General features: G+C 66.0%; 16 protein-coding genes and 1 other RNA gene. 4 read left to right on the top strand and 13 right to left on the bottom strand.

Going from position 1 to position 18,914, the window contains the following annotated elements; genetic code table 11:
* Positions 1–23 precede the first annotated feature (23 nt).
* The 7 genes from V3328_RS10240 to rnpB form a co-directional block, all read right to left on the bottom strand.
* Positions 24–1,463: a UDP-N-acetylmuramoylalanyl-D-glutamyl-2,6-diaminopimelate--D-alanyl-D-alanine ligase gene (locus V3328_RS10240; protein ID WP_340329556.1), complete on the bottom strand. Its 1,440-nt coding sequence runs from the start codon at positions 1,461–1,463 to the stop codon at positions 24–26.
* Positions 1,460–2,866, bottom strand: a complete 1,407-nt coding sequence (locus tag V3328_RS10245) for a UDP-N-acetylmuramoyl-L-alanyl-D-glutamate--2,6-diaminopimelate ligase (RefSeq protein WP_340330048.1) — start codon at positions 2,864–2,866, stop codon at positions 1,460–1,462. Before V3328_RS10245 ends, V3328_RS10240 begins: the two co-directional genes overlap by 4 nt.
* 190 nt (positions 2,867–3,056) lie before the next feature.
* Positions 3,057–4,691, bottom strand: coding sequence for a peptidoglycan D,D-transpeptidase FtsI family protein (locus tag V3328_RS10250; protein ID WP_340329557.1), 1,635 nt, complete (start codon positions 4,689–4,691; stop codon positions 3,057–3,059).
* Positions 4,692–4,780: 89 nt separating this feature from the next.
* The gene (gene ftsL / locus V3328_RS10255; protein ID WP_340329558.1) at positions 4,781–5,143 is read right to left on the bottom strand and encodes a cell division protein FtsL; all 363 of its coding nucleotides are present in this window, start codon (positions 5,141–5,143) and stop codon (positions 4,781–4,783) included.
* Positions 5,140–6,177, bottom strand: a complete 1,038-nt coding sequence (gene rsmH / locus V3328_RS10260; protein ID WP_340329559.1) for a 16S rRNA (cytosine(1402)-N(4))-methyltransferase RsmH — start codon at positions 6,175–6,177, stop codon at positions 5,140–5,142. The genes ftsL and rsmH overlap by 4 nt, the downstream gene beginning before the upstream one ends.
* Positions 6,174–6,680 (bottom strand): division/cell wall cluster transcriptional repressor MraZ, encoded by a 507-nt coding sequence (gene mraZ, locus V3328_RS10265; protein ID WP_340329560.1) that lies wholly within the window; start codon positions 6,678–6,680, stop codon positions 6,174–6,176. Before mraZ ends, rsmH begins: the two co-directional genes overlap by 4 nt.
* A gap of 523 nt (positions 6,681–7,203) precedes the next feature.
* An RNA gene (gene rnpB, locus V3328_RS10270) (RNase P RNA component class A) lies at positions 7,204–7,597 on the bottom strand.
* Positions 7,598–7,757: 160 nt separating this feature from the next.
* Here rnpB and V3328_RS10275 point away from each other — a divergent pair.
* Positions 7,758–8,090 (top strand): Z-ring associated ZapG family protein, encoded by a 333-nt coding sequence (locus tag V3328_RS10275; RefSeq protein ID WP_340329561.1) that lies wholly within the window; start codon positions 7,758–7,760, stop codon positions 8,088–8,090.
* An 85-nt stretch (positions 8,091–8,175) separates the two neighbouring features.
* Here the strand turns inward: V3328_RS10275 and V3328_RS10280 are convergent, their stop codons facing one another.
* The 5 genes from V3328_RS10280 to V3328_RS10300 all read right to left on the bottom strand — a co-directional run bounded on the left by V3328_RS10280 (position 8,176) and on the right by V3328_RS10300 (position 12,322).
* Positions 8,176–8,655, bottom strand: a complete 480-nt coding sequence (locus V3328_RS10280) for a DUF3124 domain-containing protein (RefSeq protein ID WP_340329562.1) — start codon at positions 8,653–8,655, stop codon at positions 8,176–8,178.
* Between the two features lie 185 nt (positions 8,656–8,840).
* Entirely contained in the window at positions 8,841–9,653 is an 813-nt protein-coding gene (locus tag V3328_RS10285) for a lytic transglycosylase domain-containing protein (protein ID WP_340329563.1), read from the bottom strand.
* 276 nt (positions 9,654–9,929) lie between these two features.
* A complete protein-coding gene (locus tag V3328_RS10290) occupies positions 9,930–10,667 on the bottom strand; it encodes an N-acetylmuramoyl-L-alanine amidase (protein WP_340329564.1) in 738 nt (245 codons plus the stop codon).
* Between the two features lie 6 nt (positions 10,668–10,673).
* A complete protein-coding gene (locus V3328_RS10295; RefSeq protein ID WP_340329565.1) occupies positions 10,674–11,606 on the bottom strand; it encodes a DMT family transporter in 933 nt (310 codons plus the stop codon).
* Positions 11,603–12,322 carry a TerB family tellurite resistance protein gene (locus V3328_RS10300; RefSeq protein ID WP_340329566.1) on the bottom strand — a complete coding sequence of 240 codons (720 nt, stop codon included), beginning with the start codon at positions 12,320–12,322 and terminating at the stop codon, positions 11,603–11,605. Before V3328_RS10300 ends, V3328_RS10295 begins: the two co-directional genes overlap by 4 nt.
* Positions 12,323–12,471: 149 nt before the next feature.
* Here V3328_RS10300 and V3328_RS10305 point away from each other — a divergent pair, with 149 nt between their 5' ends.
* Positions 12,472–13,593, top strand: a complete 1,122-nt coding sequence (locus tag V3328_RS10305) for a calcium:cation antiporter (protein WP_340329567.1) — start codon at positions 12,472–12,474, stop codon at positions 13,591–13,593.
* Positions 13,594–13,871: 278 nt separating this feature from the next.
* The gene (locus tag V3328_RS10310) at positions 13,872–14,294 is read left to right on the top strand and encodes a hypothetical protein (protein ID WP_340329568.1); all 423 of its coding nucleotides are present in this window, start codon (positions 13,872–13,874) and stop codon (positions 14,292–14,294) included.
* Between the two features lie 146 nt (positions 14,295–14,440).
* Here V3328_RS10310 and V3328_RS10315 read toward each other — a convergent pair whose 3' ends face one another.
* Positions 14,441–14,980, bottom strand: coding sequence for a winged helix DNA-binding protein (locus V3328_RS10315; protein WP_340329569.1), 540 nt, complete (start codon positions 14,978–14,980; stop codon positions 14,441–14,443).
* A gap of 135 nt (positions 14,981–15,115) precedes the next feature.
* On the opposite strand from V3328_RS10315, the gene V3328_RS10320 reads away from it, so the two are divergent.
* The gene (locus tag V3328_RS10320) at positions 15,116–18,886 is read left to right on the top strand and encodes a hydantoinase B/oxoprolinase family protein (protein WP_340329570.1); all 3,771 of its coding nucleotides are present in this window, start codon (positions 15,116–15,118) and stop codon (positions 18,884–18,886) included.
* Positions 18,887–18,914 lie beyond the last annotated feature (28 nt).

Here is an 18,914-nt window from a genome sequence, read left to right on the forward strand (position 1 = left end):
TCAGCCCCGCCCCGCCTTGAACTTCATGCCGCGCCCGCCTCCGCTGTCTCGCCGCCGATTTCCGCGAACCGCCGGCGCAGGGCTTCCACGACCGGCCCCATCCGGCTGCCCAGCGATCCCTTGACCATGACCACGTCGCCGGGCCTGACCTCGTCGAGCAGCGCGGCGACGAGGCCGTCCGAAGCCTGCGAATACCGGCCGCGCCTGAGCGTCGGGATTTCGTCGTACAGGGCCTGCATGTGCGGCCCGGAGGCGAACAGCAGGTCGACATTTGCGTCGGCGACCGGCCCGGCCAGTTCGCGGTGCAGGTCGCGCGAGGCCTCGCCGAGTTCCAGCATGTCGCCGAGAACGGCGATGCGCCTGCCGCGAAGGCCCGGATCGGCCTGCCCGAGCAATGCCAGCGCCGCGCGCATCGAGGCGGGATTGGCGTTGTAGCTTTCGTCGATGACCGTCACGTCGCCGCCGGCCACCGACAGCCGGAACCGGGCGCCCCGTCCCTTTGGCGCCGTCATGTCCGCGAGCGCCAGCGCCGCCAGCGCCAGGTCCGCGCCGGCGAGCTTCACGGCGGCAAGCACCGCCAGAGAATTGCCGACAAGGTGCCGGCCAGGCGCGCCGAACTTGTAGGCGACCTCCATGCCGAGGATGTCCGCGATGACGCTGGAGCCGTCCGGACGCAATGACACCCGCTTCAGCCGCGCGTCGGCCCCGTCCGCCTCGCCGAACGTGACGATGCGCGCTCCGCACGACCGCGCGGCTTCGGCCAAGCGGCCGAATTGCGGATTGTCGGCATTGAGAACGGCGATGCCGCCGGGCCCGAGGCCCTCGAATATCTCCGCCTTGGCGTCGGCGATCTTCTCGACGGTGCCGAAGAACTCCAGGTGGACGGGCTCGACGGTGGTGACGATGGCGATCTCGGGCCGGACCTGCTCCGTCAGCGCGGCGATCTCGCCCGGCGCGTTCATCCCCATCTCGAAGACGCCGTACTCGGTGTCGGCCGGCATGCGCGCGAGCGTCAGCGGCACGCCCCAGTGATTGTTGTAGGACGCCGCGGAAGCATGCGTCCTGCCGGACCGAGACAGCGCGAGCCTAAGGGCTTCCTTGGTGCCCGTCTTGCCGACGCTGCCGGTGATGCCGATGATCTTCGCGCCCGTCCGTGCCCGTGCCGCCTGGCCCAGCCGGCGGAGCGCGTCGAGCACGTCGGGCACCACGACGAGCGCGCCGACCGCCGTGTCGAAGCGTTCGGCATGCTCTTCGTCGACGACGGCGACGGCAGCCCCCTTTTCGATGGCGCCCGTCACGAAATCGTGGCCATCCAGCCGGTCGCCGCGGATCGCGAAGAAGGCATCGCCCTTCTCCAGCGTGCGGGTATCGATGGAGACGCCGCCAATCGGGGCAATGTCCGTGCCGACCGCGCGGCCGCCGACCGCGGCGATGAAGTCCTCGGGCGTCCACAACACGCTCATGCCACGGGCTCCCCCTGCAGAACCTCGGCCACCACGTCGTGATCGGAGAACGGCAGCACGGTGCCCTTCACGATCTGGCCGGTTTCGTGCCCCTTGCCGGCCACCAGCAGGATGTCGCCGGCCTGAAGGGCGCCGACCGCCGCATGTATCGCGCCACGCCTGTCGCCGATCTCGATCGCGCCCGGCGCTTCGGAGAGGATCGCCGCGCGAATGTCGGCCGGCTCCTCGCTGCGCGGGTTGTCGTCGGTGACGTAGACCACGTCGGCATTGTCGACGGAGGCCCTGCCCATCAGCGGTCGCTTGCCACGATCGCGGTCACCGCCGGCGCCTATGACGATGGAGAGGCGACCGCGAGTGAATGGCCTGAGCGCCTGCAACGCGTTGACGATCGCGTCGGGCTTGTGGGCGTAGTCGATGAAGATCAGCGCCCCGTCATGCGTCCGGCCGACGAGCTCCAGCCTGCCCTTCGCGCCGTCAAGTCGCTCGAGCGCGGCAAGCGCCGTGTCGGGCGCGGATCCGGTACCGATCGCAAGCCCGGCGGCCACCAGCGCATTGGACACCTGGAAGCCGCCGACGAGCGGCAGCAGGATCTGACGCGCGCCGTCGCCGGCATCGACGGTCAGCCGCTGGCGGAAGCCGTCCGGCTCCGCCGCCAGAAGCCGGATCGCATCGCCGCTGCGGCCGACGTTCATCACCGTCAGCCCCCGCGATCGGGCAATGTCGGCGACCCGCACGGCATCGGCCGTATCGGCGTCGATCACCGCCGGCACCCCGTCCGGAAGCAGGACTTCGAACAGCCGCATCTTGGCGGCGAAGTAATCCTCCCGGGTCGGGTGGTAGTCGAGATGGTCGCGGCCCAGATTGGTGAAGGCGCCGGCTGCGAACCTGACACCGTCGAGGCGCCTCTGGTCGAGCCCGTGGCTCGACGCCTCCAGCGCCGCATGCGTGACGCCACCGTCCGCCAGTTCGCGCAGGACACGATGCAGTTCCACGGGATCGGGCGTGGTCAGCGATCCGTAGACCGTGCCGTTCGGCGAAACGACGCCGATGGTGCCGAGGCTCGCCGCCGCGTATCCCTGGAACTCGAAGATCTGCCGGACGAAGGATGCTACCGACGTCTTGCCGCTGGTCCCGGTTACCGCGACGACCGTATCGGGCTGGCCGCCGTAGAACCGGGCGGCCGCAAGCGACAGCGCGCGGCGCGGATCGTTGACCCGAATGACCGGAATCGCCACGTCGAGATCAGCATCGCGCGCAGCAAGGATCGCCGCTGCGCCCGCAGCGGCGGCATCGCCCGCAAAGCGCGCGCCGTCCGTCTCAAGACCGGTGAGCGCCGCAAACAGATAGCCGGGCCGCACCTGCCGGCTGTCGGCGGTGAGCCCGGAAATCTCGATGGCGCCCATTCCGTCAGGGGCGTCCGGTGCAGCCTCGAAACCTACTAGCGCATTGAGCTCCATGAAATCGGCCGGTCTGTGATCGTGTGCGTAGTCATCCTGGTATTCCAACTGTCGAATTCGGGCGGATTCTGGTCATATCCCCCAAACCCGTACTGTCTGCTCCGCCTTTCCGCGAATTCGCTCGTTCCTTCAAGGGCTAATAGGAGACGCTGAGCGGGCCGTCGGACGCGACCGGGGCCAGTTCCGGGACAACACCGAGAATTGGCGCGACGCGAGCGATGATATTCCCCGCCGTCGGAGCGACGTTCCATCCCGACGTGCGGTATCCGTAGGTCTCCTTGATGCCCTGAGGCTCGTCGAGCATGACGAAGACGAGGTACTTCGGATCGCTTGTGGGAAAGGTACTCAGAAAAGTCGTCAGAACCTTGGTGCTCGAATAGCGTCCGTTGACGACCTTTTCCGCGGTGCCGGTCTTGCCGCCGACCTCGTAGCCGGGAACATTCGCCTTCTTGGCCGTGCCTTTGGTCACGTTCAGCCGCATCAGATAGCGCATCTTGTCGCTGGTTTCCTGGCTGATCACCTGCTCGCCCATCATGTCGGCCAGTTCGACCGGCCGCGGGACGAAGGTCGGCGGAATCATCCGGCCACCATTGATCAGCGCGGCCCCGGCGGCGACGGCCTGGATCGGAGCGACCGACATGCCGTGGCCAAAGGCGATCGTCATCGTGTTCACCTCCCGCCAGCGCTCCGGCACGATCGGCGCGCCGGATTCGGGAAGCTCGGTCGTCATGCGGTCGAAGAATCCCAGCTTCCTCAGGAACGCCTTGTGCCCCTCGACGCCGACGGCCATGGCCATCCGCGCGGTGCCGATGTTGGAGGAATGGATGTAGATGTCCTCCACGGTCATGATCCGGTTCTCGGCGTGGTAGTCGCCGATGGTGTTGCTGCCGACCCGGATCGGCGAACGGGCGTCGAACGTCGTGTTGATACCGATACGACCGGTTTCAAGCGCCATCGCCGTCGTGAACGCCTTGAAGGCGGAACCCAGTTCGTAGACGCCGGTGGTCATCCGGTTGATGCGGTCCTTCTGGAGCGCCTCCACCGGCCGCTCCGGATCGAAATCCGGCAGCGACACCATCGCCAGCATTTCGCCGGTATGCACGTCCATGATCGCGCCGGCAGCCGCGATCGAATGGAACTTGTCCATCGCAGCCATCAACTCGTCGCGCATGGCGTGCTGGGCGCGCAGATCGATCGACAGGCGGACCGGCTCGAGCGGCGTGTTGCGGGCCAGCCCCGCGTCGTGCAGCGCGCCAAGCCACTCGGTGTCCAGATGCTTCTCGAAGCCGGCGATGCCCTGATTGTCGATATTGACGTAGCCAAGGATGTGCGAGGTTATCGGACCGGCCGGATAGACGCGCTTGTTCTCCTCCATGAAGCCGATCCCCGGGATGCCGAGCGCATGGATGGCCGCCTTCTCGGAGGGGGTGATCTCGCGTTTCACCCAGACGAACTGCTTGTCGCTGGACAGCTTCGTGCGAAGGTCGGCCGGATCGAGATCCGGCAGCACCGTCCGCAGTTCCTCGATCGCGTCGTCGATGCCGAACATCTTGACCGGTTCGGCGTAGACCGACGGGACGTTGATGTCCGTCGCCAGCACGTTGCCGACCCGGTCGAGGATGTCGGGGCGGGCATGGCTGACCTGTTCGCCCGGATTGAGGTAGTGGATCGGCGTCGACGGCGTCATGGTCGCGAGCAGCACGAGGCGGCCGGAAATGACCAGATAGACCGCAGCGAACGCCGTCATCGCCAGGATGAGGCGGTTTCGCATCTGGCGCTCGCCGCGCTCGCGGTCGGCTGCCGACGGCTCGGATCTGCCAGGCTTGCCGCTATCTTTGCGACGGAAATTGGGAATACGCATTACTGGATGACCCTGTCCTGGGTTCCGTTCGTCTCGCCGCCGGCGAAGCCGCCGAGCGGATCCACCGTCGAGGGATTGATGTCGATCGGCCGCATCGGCAGGTGCTCGACGACCGAGATCTGCTCGACCTCCAGCCTCGACAGATCGAGATAGCGCTCCGCGAGTTCCTGGATCCGGCTCGGCTGATCGAGGTAGTTCCATTCCGCCCGCAGCACCGAGATCGTCTCGCGCTCCTCCTGGATCTGCGCGCGCAGTTCCGCGATGTGACGGGCGCGCTCCTGGGATTCGCCCTTGAACCGGTAGAGCCCGACGGCGGCGGCGACCACGAGGACGATGGCGAGCAGGCTGACGATGCGGCTCATGACGGTCGCGCTCCCGACAGGTCCGGAAGCTTCGGCACGCCGAGGAAGGCCGGATCGATCTCTCTGGCCGGGGCATCCGTGCGTTCGGCGCCGCGAAGCCGGGCCGAGCGGGCGCGCGGGTTGGCGGCGACCTCCTCCTCGGTTGCGGTTACCGGATGCCTGGCGATCAGCCGGAACGTCGGCGCAGCAACCGGCATGTCCGGCAAGTGGCGCGATCCGTGCGTGACCCTGGAGCGCTCGTTGAGGAAGCGCTTCACGATCCGGTCCTCGAGCGAATGGAAACTCACCACGGCGAGGCGGCCGCCCGCCTTGAGGATACGCTCGGCCGCCGCCAGACCTTCGGCGAGTTCGGACAGTTCGCCGTTCACGAAGATCCTGAGCGCCTGGAAGGTGCGGGTGGCGGGGTGCTTGCCGTCGCGGCGGTTGCCGACCGCGCGCGCGACGATCTCGGCAAGCCGTCCGGTGGTCGATATCTCTTCCTCGTTGCGCGCCTGCCCGATCGCCCGTGCCACCGCGCGCGATTTCTTCTCCTCGCCGAGTATGAAGATCAGACGGGCCAGATCGCCTTCCGGCATGGCGTTCACGACGTCGGCAGCGCTTGGCCCCGCATTGCCCATGCGCATGTCCAGCGGACCGTCCTGCATGAAGGAGAAGCCGCGAGCCGCCTCGTCGAGCTGCATCGAGGACACGCCGACGTCGAGGGTGATACCGTCGACCTCGTCTGCGTCATTGGCGCGCGCAATCGCATCAAGCCCGGAAAAACGTCCCTCGACGATCGTAAGCCGCCCCGGATAACGATCGACGAGTGTCCTGCCGGCGGCGATAGCAACGGGATCGCGGTCGATGGCAATCACCCGGCAATCGGCCGCGTCCAGTATGGCGCTGGTGTAGCCCCCGGCCCCCAGAGTGCCGTCGACATAAACCCCGCCATCGCGTGGCGAGACGGCTTCCAGGACCGGGGCGAGCAGGACCGGAATGTGGCGGGCCGGTCCGCCAGCGGTCCCCTCGAGAGGTATGCCGCGGCCCGCCATCATTCCGTCACTCCACTACCAGCCGGCACGCCGTCCTGGCCCGCGGCCCCCGCGGTCGCCGACATGCCACTCATGAACCGCTTCAAATCGCGCACCTTGGATCTGGCCTCTTCCTGGCGCGCGGCGAAACGGTCCGGCTCCCAGATCTGGAACTTGTGGCCGAGGCCGACGAACGCGACACGGTCTTCGATCTGCGCCCAGTCCTTGAGCCGGTCGGACAGGGAGATCCGGCCTTCCGCGTCGAGCCTGACGATCTCGCTGTCGCCATAGAGTGCGGTCGACAGAAGGTCGTGCTCGTCGGAGTACCGGGGCATGCGGTCGAGCAGCCCGTTGATCTCCTCCACCAGCCGGCTCCCGCCCGCATCGAGCGCGGACAGTCCGAGAGCCGGATAGACATAGACGCCATCGAAGCCGTCCCGTGCGAGCGTCGCCCGGAACGCGGCCGGAACCGAGACCCGCCCCTTGGAGTCGATCCTGTTCGTGAAAGAGGACACGAACCGATCCATGGAGCTTTCCGCCTCCCGACCTTTACGCACACAAGCCGTCCCAGATCCGGGACCCTGTCCTTGCCGGGGAACTCGGCGGATGAACGCGCCGACACGCGTCGCGCCATCGACGATTTGGAGACCGGATGGATCGGATGTCCCCGAAAAGAGAGATGCCCCGAACTACCGGCCCGTTCGCCGCACCGCGCCCCCGCGGCCTGGACATCCCGTGCCGCCCGACGCATCAGGAACATGGGATGTAATGGGATAGCATGGGCATTCATGGGGGTCAATGTGCAAGCCCGCTGTTCGTCGTCGCCTGACCGGCTTCCGGATCGCGTGATTCGTTAACCTTGCCGAAGTGTTGACGTGACGCCTTAAGATCCGGTTGATTCGGCAAAAGCGGCGTCGTTTCAGTGGCTTGTGAAGCCCGTCAGCTTGCGGACGGCACAGCCGCCTGCATCCAGGGGAGTTCCTTTGCTCACTGCGGCGCGGCACAACCGACGCAAGATCGGCAACGCCATCAGTTCGTTTGGGAAATAGAAGCGCCAGCTGGCCTGTAAGCCGGGTTCTGTACGCGGTCCCGACGGATCGGGACCGCGTGACGACCATTCATCTGGGACGCCCGTTGCCGGACGCCTCGTGCAACCAACCCGGACGGCGGCCCGGAGATGCCTGGACCGCCCGAAGGCAATCCGTGCCGTCCCTATTCGGTTTTGCTCCCGGTGGGGTTTACCGTGCCGCTTCCGTTGCCGGTCACGCGGTGCGCTCTTACCGCACCCTTTCACCCTTACCGCTCGGTCCGTCGCCGGACGAGTGGCGGTCTGCTCTCTGTGGCACTTTCCCTGGGGTCGCCCCCGCCGGGCGTTACCCGGCACCGTTTCTCCATGGAGCCCGGACTTTCCTCTCCGCGGGGGAGCGGCCGTCCGGCCAGCTGGCGATGACCGAGAATAAGGGGGCGACCGGCGCAAAGGTCAAGCACCGGCCCTTCGTTCTGGCCGGCCAACGTCGGACGCGGTTCATAAAGGGACGCTAATGGTGCTAGTCTCATCGACCGTCCCGCGCCGTCCGGCGCGGCCACAGAGGGAGGCACTGCAAATGCGGACCTGGATCATCGCCATAATTGCATTGGTCGTCGGCGCGGCCATTGGCTACTACTACGAAAGGGGCACGTCGGACCGGCTTTCCGCGCAGCTGTCCGAACTTGAGGCCAAGATTGAATCGGAAACCGAGAAGACCGAGAGCGCAGCAGCTGAAATCGAGGCCCTGAAGGCCGACGTCGAGGCAAAGGCCAACGAGATCGCGGAGCACGTGGCCCGGATCACCGATCTGGAGTCGCGGCAGGGAGACGCGGCAGCGCCTGCGGATTCTACCGCGCCGGCGGATGCGACCCAGCCAGCGGATACGACCCAGCCGGCGACCAACCAGTAACCCGGGCTGCAGGTCTTTCCGGCCGGTCCGATGGCTTCGGGCCGGCCGGCTTCCGCAAGTTCATGCCGATGATCGCGCGGGGCGCCTACTCCAGCACCACGCCGCGGCTTGTGAACGCGAAGGCCTGGGTGCCCCGAGAACCGACCATCACGGCCTCGAAGAGCGGCTGGGCGGCCGGACCTCCCGCGCTCCATTCGACGACCACGTTGGCGCCTACGTCGCCGCTGAAATCCGTCTGCTTGATCAGCACCTGCGTCGAGCCGAACGGCGCCAGCGTTCGAGGAGCCTCGAGCAGATCGGTGATCTGACGGCCGTCCGTGTCGTAGTAGAGCGCCGACTCGATCGTGATCGGCATCCTCTCGTCCAGGTTCCTGAAGCTGAGCGTCACGGCGACGTCGACCTTCTCCTGCGAGGCAAATCCGATCGCCGAATAGACGGCAAGGTAGACGCGCTGCCCGGCGGATATCTGCTCCTGTCCGGACGCGGTGGCGGACAGCAGACACGCCGCCACCGCCGCCAGTCCGGGTGCGGCGGATCGCGGCCATGAGTGTCCGGCGCCGAGCATCTGGTGTCCCTCCGGTTCCGATCCCGAAAGGATTAAGGAGGACCGGAACCGATAGCGTCAAGTCAACCAGCTGCGGCCGGTCACCAACGCCGCCCGTCGGGGTCAGGCAGCCGGCAACCGCGCAAAACAAAGGCGGTGCCGTTGCGGCACCGCCTCGTGTCGACGAAAAAGGCAGGTCTCGGCCGTCAGGCCCACTTGCCCGCCATGTGGTTCTTCACCTTGGAACAGTAGGCTGCGGCGGCGCTGGACATGGAGCGGGCATAGTGTCCGCCCTGATAGCGCATGATCGTGCCGCACGTATCGCCGCCGGCAAGCTTGTAGGCTCCGGCGAGATATTTCATGCCCCACTGCAGGTTGGTGTTCGGATCATAGAGCGCCGCAGTCGAACCGCCGAAGCCCATTCCCCGCGCGGTGCGCGGCTTGATCTGCATGAGGCCGACCTCGCCGGCACGCCCACGGCTGCGCGGATTGTAGTTGGATTCGACACGGACCACCGCCATCGCCAGCGCGACCGGCACGCCGTTGGCGCGCGCGTGCTGCGCAATGAGGTTGGCATAGGGCTTGGAGGAGGAAACGGTGGACGCCGCGGTGGACGCGCCCTCGTCACCGGCGGAATCGGATGCCGGCGCCGACGCCGTTCGGCCGCGGCCGACGGGCAGCGACGCATCGCCGCCGAAACGAGACGTCGTCGCGGAGGCCGGCGCCGCCGGATCTTCGATATTGCCCGTCGCTGCCTGTCCCGTGAAGCCAAGCGGTCGGTCCTCCTCGACCTTCAGCGTGACGGTCGATCCGGACTTGGCCTCGGGCGCTGCCGTCACGGCGGCGCCTGCGACGAGTGAGGATGCGGCATCGAAATTTCCCCGCGACTCGGCATGAGCCGGTTCGACGGCGGCAATCGTCAGGCACACGGCCAAGCCTGCCGACAGTGCGGCGGCCGCGGAATTCAGGGTGAGCTTCATCGTCGGCAGCGCCGCTGCCGCGCGAATGCGTACTTTCATCAGGTGTAATCCCCGCTTGTGGTGCGAACTCTTGCAAACACATCGCCGCTAAGCGGGGAATGCGGCGACACATCGCGGTAAATCGGGCCGAAATTGGGAGATTTCACGGAAAATCAACCAGGATCGTTAACTTCCGTTGAGGATCTTCACGGAAACCCGTTGCTTCGTTTCAAAGGAGAAATATTCGTGAGCCGGGAAGCATTTGCTCCCCGACGAGAAGGTCACGCGGGGTCAGACTCGCCGGCTCCGCGGGAATACTGAACGGCCGCCACCCGACTATCGCCGCGGCAGCGCCCGGAGGAGCCGGTCGAGCGTCCGGCGCGTGGAGACGTCGGCAATACCGTCCACCCTCGCCGGCCGGAAATGCCGCTGGAACGCCGTCACGACTGCAACGGTGGCCGCGTCGTAGACGCCGTCCGGCGTGATGCCGTACCCGTAGGAAGCAAGCCGCCCCTGCAGGTCGGCGACGTCCGGTCCCGCCGCGCCGGGCTCCAAGCGCCTGCCGGACGTCAGCCGTTCGGGTTCCACCCAGTGCCCTATCCCATCCGACGCAAGACGCGCCCACGGGAACAGTTCGCCGGGATCCTGCTTGCGGGCCGGCGCCACGTCCGAATGGGCGAGCACACGCCCGGAAGGTATCGGATGGCGCGCCAGTATCTCGCGGCACAGCCCGGCGACCGCTTCGACCTGGGCATCCGGAAACGGCCGATAGCCGAACTCGTGGCCGGGATTGTCGATCTCGATCCCGACCGACCGCGCGTTGATGTCGATCTCTCCGGCCCAACTGGAAACCCCTGCATGCCAGGCACGTTCGCTCTCGGGAACCAGCCGCACGACCCGGCCGTCGACATGGACGAACCAGTGGCAACTGACCTTGGCCGTGGGATCGCAGAGCCGGTCGAGTGCCGCCTCCGCCGAGGTCATGCCGGTGTAGTGGAGCAGCAGGATGTCGACCGGCGCGCCATTCCGGGAGTCGTGATTAGGGCTCTCCCGTATTTCGCTGGACACGGTCATGATGTGCTAGAGGGCGACGTCGCTCACCTTCGCCGAAGGCCTGCGGCGGCCCTCCCGCATGGTGATGATCAGCACGCCGATCAGCGTCATCGCCCCGCCGACGATCATCCGCCAGGTGATGACGTCTCCCAGGAACAGAGCGCCGCCGGCCGCCCCGAGTATCGGCGCCAGCAACATGAACGGTGCTGTGAGACCGACCTCGTAGCGCTGCATGATGTAGAAATATGCCGCGTGGCCGATGAGGCTTGTGCCGAGGACGACGAACAGCAGCCCGCCCCACCCCGCCAGGCCGGCGGAGAGCAGCGGCGGCACGGGATCGCCCTCGAAGATCAGTGAGGCGACCAGCAGCGGAGGCCAGGCGAAGATCGCGATCCAGGCTTGCATGTCGTAGACCGGCACGCCCCGCACCTGCCGCATGAAGATCGTGCCGACGGCCATGACGAAGGCGCCGATCGCCACGAATACGAGCGCGTTGGCGTACTTGAAGACTGCGGGATCGAACCCGACCACGAGCACGCCGGAAAACGCCACGATGAGCGCGGAAATACGCCAGATGCCGAGCCGTTCGTGCAGCACGAAGACCGACAGCAAGGTCGCAAAGGGGACGCCCAGCTGCACGAAGATCGCAACGGGCGCGACATCCTCGGCCATTGCCAGGCCGGTATTCATCAATCCGAAATGAAGGGCGCCGGTAAAGAACGATATTCCCGCCACAAGGTGCATCTGGCCGGGATGCCACCGCAGGAACCGCATCAGCAGCAGCGAGACGATCAGGAATCTGAGAGCAACGAACAGAAGTGGCGGGATCTCGAACATCGCCAGCTTCGTGAAGACGAAGCTGCCGCCCCACACCGCCTGCATCAGCAGCAGAAGACCGAGGTCCGGAAGCTTCAGACCCCGGTGGGCCGTCGAGGCATCGGTACGGGCACTCGCCGTCACAAACCCCGCTCCCGTTCGATCCTGTCGTAGGCGCCGTTGATCCGGGCGAGCTTCTCCGTGGCGATCTTGACGAACTCTTCGGGCAGCCCGCGCGCTACGGCGCGATCGGGATGGTTCTCGGCGACAAGCTTGCGATAGACGCGCTTGATCTCGTCGGCGCCGGCGCTGCGATCGATCCCGAGAATGAGATACGGGTCTTCGCCATCTGGCCTGACGTGGCGCGCGGCGATCCGTTCGAAGTCCGTTTCGGAGAATCCGAAGATCGTCGCGACGTTCTGCAGATAGGCCAGTTCGCGCTCGTGGATCGCGCCGTCGGCCTTGGCGATGTGGAACAATCCGTCGATGACGTCTTCGAGCATGTCCGGCTGTTCACCGAACAATGCGGCGAGCTGGCGCGCGTAGGCCTCGTAGCCGTCGACGGACCGGTTGGCGAGTTCGAAGACCCGGGCGACGTGGCCGACGTCGCGCTCGGGCACCTCGAACACCTGCCGGAACGCGCGCACCTCGTCGTCGGTGACGACGCCGTCGGCCTTCGCCATCTTGGCGGCAAGGGCAATGACGCCGATCGTGAATGCGAGTTGCGCCTGCTGGGGAGACGTAGCCGCCTTGCCGCGATCGAACATCATGTGTCCGGCGACCGCGCCGATAAGCGCGCCGAGCGGACCGCCCAGCGCCAGGCCGGCCGCCGCACCGCCGATCTTTCCCCAAATGCTCATGCAAACCTCATGGCTGCGATCCTAGGACAGTGCCTGCAACAATACGATGCATGTCGCCGGGACGCTGGAGCTTGAGCCCTGCACCCGGCGCATGTCATACGGAGCCGAAGATAACATGCCAGACCGGCAGCAGGTCCGGGGAGCGATCGATGTTCAAGTTGCTGCGAAAGGAAATCCAGCTCGTCGCGGGCTGGGGCACGGTCGCGCTGGTCCTGGCCTTCGGTCACACCCTGACGTCGATATCCTCGATGCCGGTCCGCGCCGCCGTGTTCCTGTGGCTGTTCGGCACGATACTCTGGGGCGCCTTCAACGTGGTCCGGCACGCCGAGGAACTGGCACACCGTCTCGGCGAGCCATTCGGCACACTGGTGCTGACGATGTCGGTCACGGTCATCGAGGTATCATTCATCTTCGTGGTCATGCTGGGTAGCGACGCCGATTCGACGCTCGCCCGCGACACCGTGTTCTCCGTCCTGATGATCACGCTGAACGGCGTTGCCGGCATCTGCATCCTCGTCGGCGGCCTGCGCCATCAGGAGCAGTCGTACAATTTGCAGGGAGCGCGGGCGTTCCTGGCCGTCATCATGCCATTGTCCGTGATTGCGCTCGTGCTGCCGAACTTCACCACCTCGACGCCCGGGCCGACGCTGTCGCATCTGCAAGCCCTGGTGTTCGGCGTCCTGACCATCATGCTCTATGGCGTGTTTCTCGCGATCCAGACGGTGCGTCACACCGGCTTCTTCACCGAGCCCGTCGCCGACGGCGACCTCGGCGAGGACGGCTTCGGCGAGATCGAATCGGAACATGCGGCCGGCGGTACGACGTCGCGCTATCACACCGTGCTGCTCCTGGCTTCGCTGGTCCCCGTGATCCTGCTGACGGAGGAACTGGCCCACATCGTCGAGGACGGCATCCACGCCATAGGGGCGCCGCAAGCCTTCGCTGGTCTTCTCGTAGCCATCCTCGTCCTGTCGCCCGAGGCGTTCGGTGCCTTGCGCGCGGCGCTCGACAACAAGCTGCAGCGGGCGGTCAACATATCGCTCGGATCCGCGCTGGCCACGATCGGGCTAACCGTTCCGTCTGTTCTGGCGATCGGGATCGCGTCGGACAGGCTGATCCAGTTCGGCCTCAATTCCGAGGAAATGGTTCTCCTGACGCTGACTCTGGTGGTGGCCGGCCTGACTTTCGGCGGCACGCGGACCAATATTCTGCAGGGCGCAGTACACTTGGTCCTGTTCGCCGTCTTTCTGGTGCTGATGTTCGATCCCTAGGGATCATCACCCAATACGTTCGGCCCACCTGCGGCCGAACGACGATGGCTGGGTCAACAGGAGCTTCGGCTTTACCGATGGGATGCGAGCAACTTGGCGGTCCCATGCGCTGCGAGTGTCGCCAGTTCTCCGCATGATCGACCGGTTGCACTGCAAAGCCTTCGGACTCGGTTCGTTTACCCTTAACAAAAATTTAGAAAATGCGCTTTGACGTCGCGGCCCCGCCCATGTCAAATCCGAAACTGGGCTTTCACAACACCTAACGGGGTTAAACGGCAATGAAGAAACTGATTTTGTCTGCGGTAGCTCTGCTCACCTTGGTGACCTTCGGCGGCGAGCCGGCATCGGCGGCCAATACGGGCATCAGTGGCACATGGCTGATCAAGTACTACAACAGGAACGGCGTGTATCTGTCCCAGCAGTGCATCCTGTTCGTTCAGACCAACAACATCGCCGGGTACAGGAAGTACAGCGGCACCTGGGGCCTCGTCGGCAGCAAGACCGTCGGCGGCCAGTGGGTCCAGGAAGGCGACGATCTGATGTGGTACGGCGTGAGCGGCAAGGCGGCCCTCAGTGCGGTCGGCGACATCACCACCAAGAACTCGATCGGCGGCACGGGCTACGTCCAGTTCCAGACCTCCAACGGCGGCACGATCGCGGCCGGCAACTGGACCGGCAAGAAGTCGGCCCGCTGCAACTGAAGACCACACCCGTTCGACTTGTGGACCGGGAGCGGACATAGCCGCTCCGGTCTGGTCGGATAGAGTTGAAGCCGGCGGCGCATGATGCGTCGCCGGTTTTGTTTTGCACCGGTGCCGCCGCCGCTTTGCCGGTCTGGACGATCCGCCTACAGCGATGCGGCCGACCGCGCCGCCTGGTCGTAGTGGCCGGACAGGGCCCGGAGCAGCGCGGCATCGTCCGACAGGACATCCGCCGCGAAGCCGATCCCCTTCACGGCCCGCACCAGGAGTGCCTCGCGTATCTCGAAATAGCGCCTGCAGACCGCCTGTCCCTTCGCGGTCATCTCGACGGTTTTCTCATTGCCGGCACGTCCGCCCGCCACAAGGCCCCTGGTCTGCAGCTTGCGCACGGCGTAGGTGACCAGATGAGTGTCCTCGATGTTCAGGACGAGGCAGATATCCGCGAGCTTCTTGGGGCGGTCCCGGTGGGCTACCGAATGCAGCACGAGGATGTCGAGCGCCGACAGTCCGCCGACTCCCGCCGCCTGCATGCAGCGAACCATCCACCGGTGAAAGGCGTGCGACGCCAGGATCAGGCCGAACTCGAACTCCGACAGGCTGGGCATTTCACCGGCGGCCAGATGGGCCGAGGAAACGATCGGACCGAGCCCCTCGCCGGAGGTGTGCGCTGACTGGTCGGCAGTCATGTCCGTTCCTTGCCGAAAAATTTCATCGACAATTTATCGACGAAATGTTGACGTTGGCAAGCGCCCCGCATGGCGGGCGGGCTTCACAAAGATGGAGCCGGACAGGGTCCGGCAAGGTCAGCAAGGGGAACATGCATGTCCGGCAAGTGGGACTTCTGGATCGACCGCGGCGGCACGTTCACCGATATCGTTGCGCGAAGTCCCGAAGGGGAGATAGTCCCGCACAAGCTGCTCTCCGAGAATCCGGAGGCCTATCGCGACGCTGCGATCCAGGGCATCCGCGATCTTCTCGCCGTTGCGCCTGACGCCCCGATCCCGTCTGAAAAGATCAACTCGGTGAAGATGGGAACGACGGTCGCGACCAACGCCCTGCTCGAGCGCAAGGGCGACCGTACGGTGCTCGTCATCACCTGCGGTTTTCGCGATGCGCTCGAAATCGGGTACCAGGCGCGGCCCCGCCTGTTCGACCGTCACATCATCAAACCTGAACTGCTTTATGAATGCGTCGTGGAAGTCGACGAGCGCGTTTTGTCCAATGGGGACATAGAGATACCTCTCGACCTTGAATCTGCCCGGCAGGCACTTGAATCAGTTTATCAGGACGGCATCCGCGCCTGCGCCATCGTGCTGATGCATGGCTTCAGGTACCACGACCACGAAGCAAAGCTCGCCGCCCTCGCCCGCGAGATCGGCTTCACCCAGGTGTCGGTCTCGCACGAGGTCTCGCCGCTGATGAAGCTCGTCGGCCGGGGCGACACCACCGTGGTCGATGCCTATCTCTCACCTATTCTGCGCCGCTATGTCGACCAGGTGGCAGGCGAGCTGTCGGCGGTCGATGCGCCCTCGCTGCCGGATGCCGAGAAGCGGAAGGTCGCCGGGGACGCCCCGCGCCTGATGTTCATGCAATCGCACGGCGGACTGACGGCCGCCGACCTGTTCCAGGGCAAGGACGCTATCCTGTCCGGTCCGGCCGGCGGGGTCGTCGGAGCGGTCGAGACGTCACACATGGCGGGCTTCGAGCGGATCATCGGATTCGACATGGGCGGCACCTCGACGGATGTCTCCCACTACGACGGCGAGTTCGAGCGGACCTTCGAAACGGAAGTCGCCGGGGTCCGGATGCGGGCCCCGATGATGCGCATTCACACGGTGGCTGCCGGCGGCGGGTCGATCCTGCACTTCGACGGCGCCCGCTTTCGCGTCGGGCCGGACTCCGCCGGCGCCAATCCAGGTCCGAAGTGCTACCGCCGCGGCGGCCCGCTGGCGGTGACCGACGCCAACGTGATGCTGGGCAAGATCGATCCCGAATTCTTCCCGAAGATCTTTGGCCCCGACCGAAACCAGCCGCTCGACCTCGAGGCGGTCCGCACTGCCTTCGCCGCCATGGCCGACGAGATCGGCGACGGCCGCAGCCCCGAAGAGGTGGCGGAGGGCTTCCTGCGCATCGCGGTCGAGAACATGGCGAACGCCATCAAGAAGATATCCGTGGAGCGTGGCTACGACGTCACCGAGTACGCGCTGACCTGCTTCGGCGGCGCCGGCGGCCAGCACGCCTGCCTGATCGCCGATACGCTCGGCATGAAGACGGTGCTCATCCACCCGCTCGCCGGAATTCTGTCGGCCTACGGCATGGGCCTCGCCGACATCCGGGCGAACCGCCAGCAGGCGGTCGAGCGGGAACTCAAGGCCGAGGCGATGGACGAGGTCGAAGACATCGCCGGGCGTCTGACCGCCGAGAACGAGGCCGAGCTTGCCGGCCAGGGCATCGCCGGCGGCGACGCGACGACCGTCGTCCGTGTCCACCTGCGCTATGCCGGCACGGACACGCCGCTCACCGTCGAGCTGGCCTCGCCCGAGGAGATGACGAATGCCTTCGAGGCAGCTCATCGCCAGCAGTTCGGATTCATCACGCCGCAAAAGGCGATCATGATCGAGGCGATCGAGGTGGAGACAGCCGGCGGCGGCGCGCGTCGCGACGAGCCGGATCATCCCGCCGTCGCCGGTGCCGCCGAGCCGTCCGCCCGGACGCGCCTGTTTTCCGGCGGCGAGTGGCGCGAGGCGCCGGTATTTGGCCGCGAGGCTATGAGCCCGGGCCATACCGTCACCGGACCGGCCCTGATCATCGAACCGCACAATACCGTGGTGGTGGAGGACGGCTGGCGGGCGGAAATCACGCCGAAACAGCACCTCGTCCTGCGCCGCGTCGCAGCCCTCTCCCGCCAGTCGGCGATCGGCACCGAGGCCGATCCGGTGATGCTCGAGGTGTTCAACAACCTTTTCATGTCGATCGCCGAGCAGATGGGCGTGACGCTGCAGAAGACGGCCTATTCGGTCAACATCAAGGAACGCCTCGATTTCTCCTGCGCCGTCTTCGCGACTGACGGGTCGCTGATCGCCAATGCGCCGCACATGCCGGTGCACCTCGGCTCGATGGACCGGTCGGTCATGGCGGTCATCGAGCAGAACCCCGAAATTCACCCCGGCGACGTCTTCGTCCTCAACGCCCCCTACAACGGCGGCACCCACCTGCCCGACATCACCGTGGTGACCCCGGTGTTCCGGCATGAGGCCGGATCCGACGCCGGAGCCTACCCGACGTCATCCCGGCCGGAGCAACGCGGAGAGCCGGGATCGCCCGAAGCCGCAGCGCCGGAGCCTGGGGCGATCCCGGCTCAGCCTGCGGCTGTCCGGGATGACGTTTTAAAGAAATCAGGAGAAATCCTCTTCTGGATCGCCTCGCGCGGGCACCATGCCGATGTCGGCGGCAAGGCTCCCGGCTCGATGACGCCGCGGGCGAACTCGATCGAGGAGGAAGGCATCGTCATCGACAACTTCAAGCTGGTCGATCGCGGCAGCTTCCGCGAAGAGCCCCTGCGCGAACTGCTCACCTCGGGCCCGTGGCCGTGCCGCAATCCCAACCAGAACATCGCCGACCTGCGCGCCCAGATCGCGGCCAACGAGAAGGGCGTCGTCGAGCTTCGGAAGATCGTCGGCCATTTCGGCCTCGACGTCGTGCAGGCCTACATGCGGCATGTCCAGGACAACGCCGAGGAGAGCGTCAGGCGGTTCATCGACGCACTGCATGATTGCGCGTTCGAATACCCGATGGACATCGGCGCGGTGATCAAGGTTCGGATCACGGTGGACAAGAAGCGCCGCGAGGCGACCGTCGACTTCACCGGAACGTCGCCGCAGCAGCCCTCCAACTTCAACGCCCCGCACCCGGTCACCCGCGCGGCGGTGCTCTACGTGTTCCGCTGCATGGTGAACGACGAGATCCCGATGAACGCCGGCTGCCTGAAGCCCATCAACATCGTCATCCCGGACGACTGCATGCTGGCGCCCAAGTATCCCGCCGCCGTCGTCGCCGGCAACGTCGAGGTGAGCCAGGCCGTGACCGACACCCTCTTCGGGGCGCTCCGCGCGCAGGCTGCCGCCCAGGGCACGATGAACAACTTCAACTTCGGCAACGCCACATACCAGTACTACGAAACCATCTGCGGCGGCTCCGGCGCCGGACCTGGCTTCGACGGGACCTCGGCCGTCCACACGCACATGACCAACACCCGCCTCACCGATCCGGAAATCCTGGAATTCCGCTATCCCGTCGTACTCGAGGACTTCCGCGTCCGGCGCGGCTCCGGCGGCAATGGCAAATGGCGCGGCGGCGACGGCACGATGCGCACGATCCGCTTCCTCGAGCAGATGGACGTCTCGCTGCTGACCGGCCACCGCATCGTGCCGCCCTTCGGCCTCGACGGCGGCTCTCCCGGCGAATGCGGCGAGAATTCCGTTCGCCGCGCCGACGGAACGATCGAGAAACTGGAAGGCTGCGACCAGACCGAATGCGCGCCCGGCGACGCGATCATCATCAGGACGCCGAGTGGCGGGGGTTTTGGGCAATAGCCGGCGAGCCGCCGTGATATACGGCCCG

The sequence above is a fragment of the Microbaculum marinum genome (genome assembly GCF_037855135.1).
Taxonomy (GTDB): domain Bacteria; phylum Pseudomonadota; class Alphaproteobacteria; order Rhizobiales; family Tepidamorphaceae; genus Microbaculum; species Microbaculum marinum.

Bases quoted from the DNA above. Each gene is read 5' to 3' on its own strand.
- V3328_RS10280 (WP_340329562.1), bottom strand. From the start codon at position 8,655: ATGCTCGGCGCCGGACACTCATGGCCGCGATCCGCCGCACCCGGACTG.
- V3328_RS10310 (WP_340329568.1), top strand. From the start codon at position 13,872: ATGAAGAAACTGATTTTGTCTGCGGTAGCTCTGCTCACCTTGGTGACC.
- V3328_RS10300 (WP_340329566.1), bottom strand. From the start codon at position 12,322: ATGAGCATTTGGGGAAAGATCGGCGGTGCGGCGGCCGGCCTGGCGCTG.
- V3328_RS10320 (WP_340329570.1), top strand. From the start codon at position 15,116: ATGTCCGGCAAGTGGGACTTCTGGATCGACCGCGGCGGCACGTTCACC.
- V3328_RS10240 (WP_340329556.1), bottom strand. From the start codon at position 1,463: ATGAGCGTGTTGTGGACGCCCGAGGACTTCATCGCCGCGGTCGGCGGC.
- V3328_RS10245 (WP_340330048.1), bottom strand. From the start codon at position 2,866: ATGGGCGCCATCGAGATTTCCGGGCTCACCGCCGACAGCCGGCAGGTG.
- mraZ (WP_340329560.1), bottom strand. From the start codon at position 6,680: ATGGATCGGTTCGTGTCCTCTTTCACGAACAGGATCGACTCCAAGGGG.
- V3328_RS10290 (WP_340329564.1), bottom strand. From the start codon at position 10,667: ATGACCGTGTCCAGCGAAATACGGGAGAGCCCTAATCACGACTCCCGG.
- V3328_RS10315 (WP_340329569.1), bottom strand. From the start codon at position 14,980: ATGACTGCCGACCAGTCAGCGCACACCTCCGGCGAGGGGCTCGGTCCG.
- V3328_RS10275 (WP_340329561.1), top strand. From the start codon at position 7,758: ATGCGGACCTGGATCATCGCCATAATTGCATTGGTCGTCGGCGCGGCC.
- V3328_RS10305 (WP_340329567.1), top strand. From the start codon at position 12,472: ATGTTCAAGTTGCTGCGAAAGGAAATCCAGCTCGTCGCGGGCTGGGGC.
- V3328_RS10285 (WP_340329563.1), bottom strand. From the start codon at position 9,653: ATGAAAGTACGCATTCGCGCGGCAGCGGCGCTGCCGACGATGAAGCTC.
- V3328_RS10250 (WP_340329557.1), bottom strand. From the start codon at position 4,691: ATGCGAAACCGCCTCATCCTGGCGATGACGGCGTTCGCTGCGGTCTAT.
- rsmH (WP_340329559.1), bottom strand. From the start codon at position 6,177: ATGATGGCGGGCCGCGGCATACCTCTCGAGGGGACCGCTGGCGGACCG.
- ftsL (WP_340329558.1), bottom strand. From the start codon at position 5,143: ATGAGCCGCATCGTCAGCCTGCTCGCCATCGTCCTCGTGGTCGCCGCC.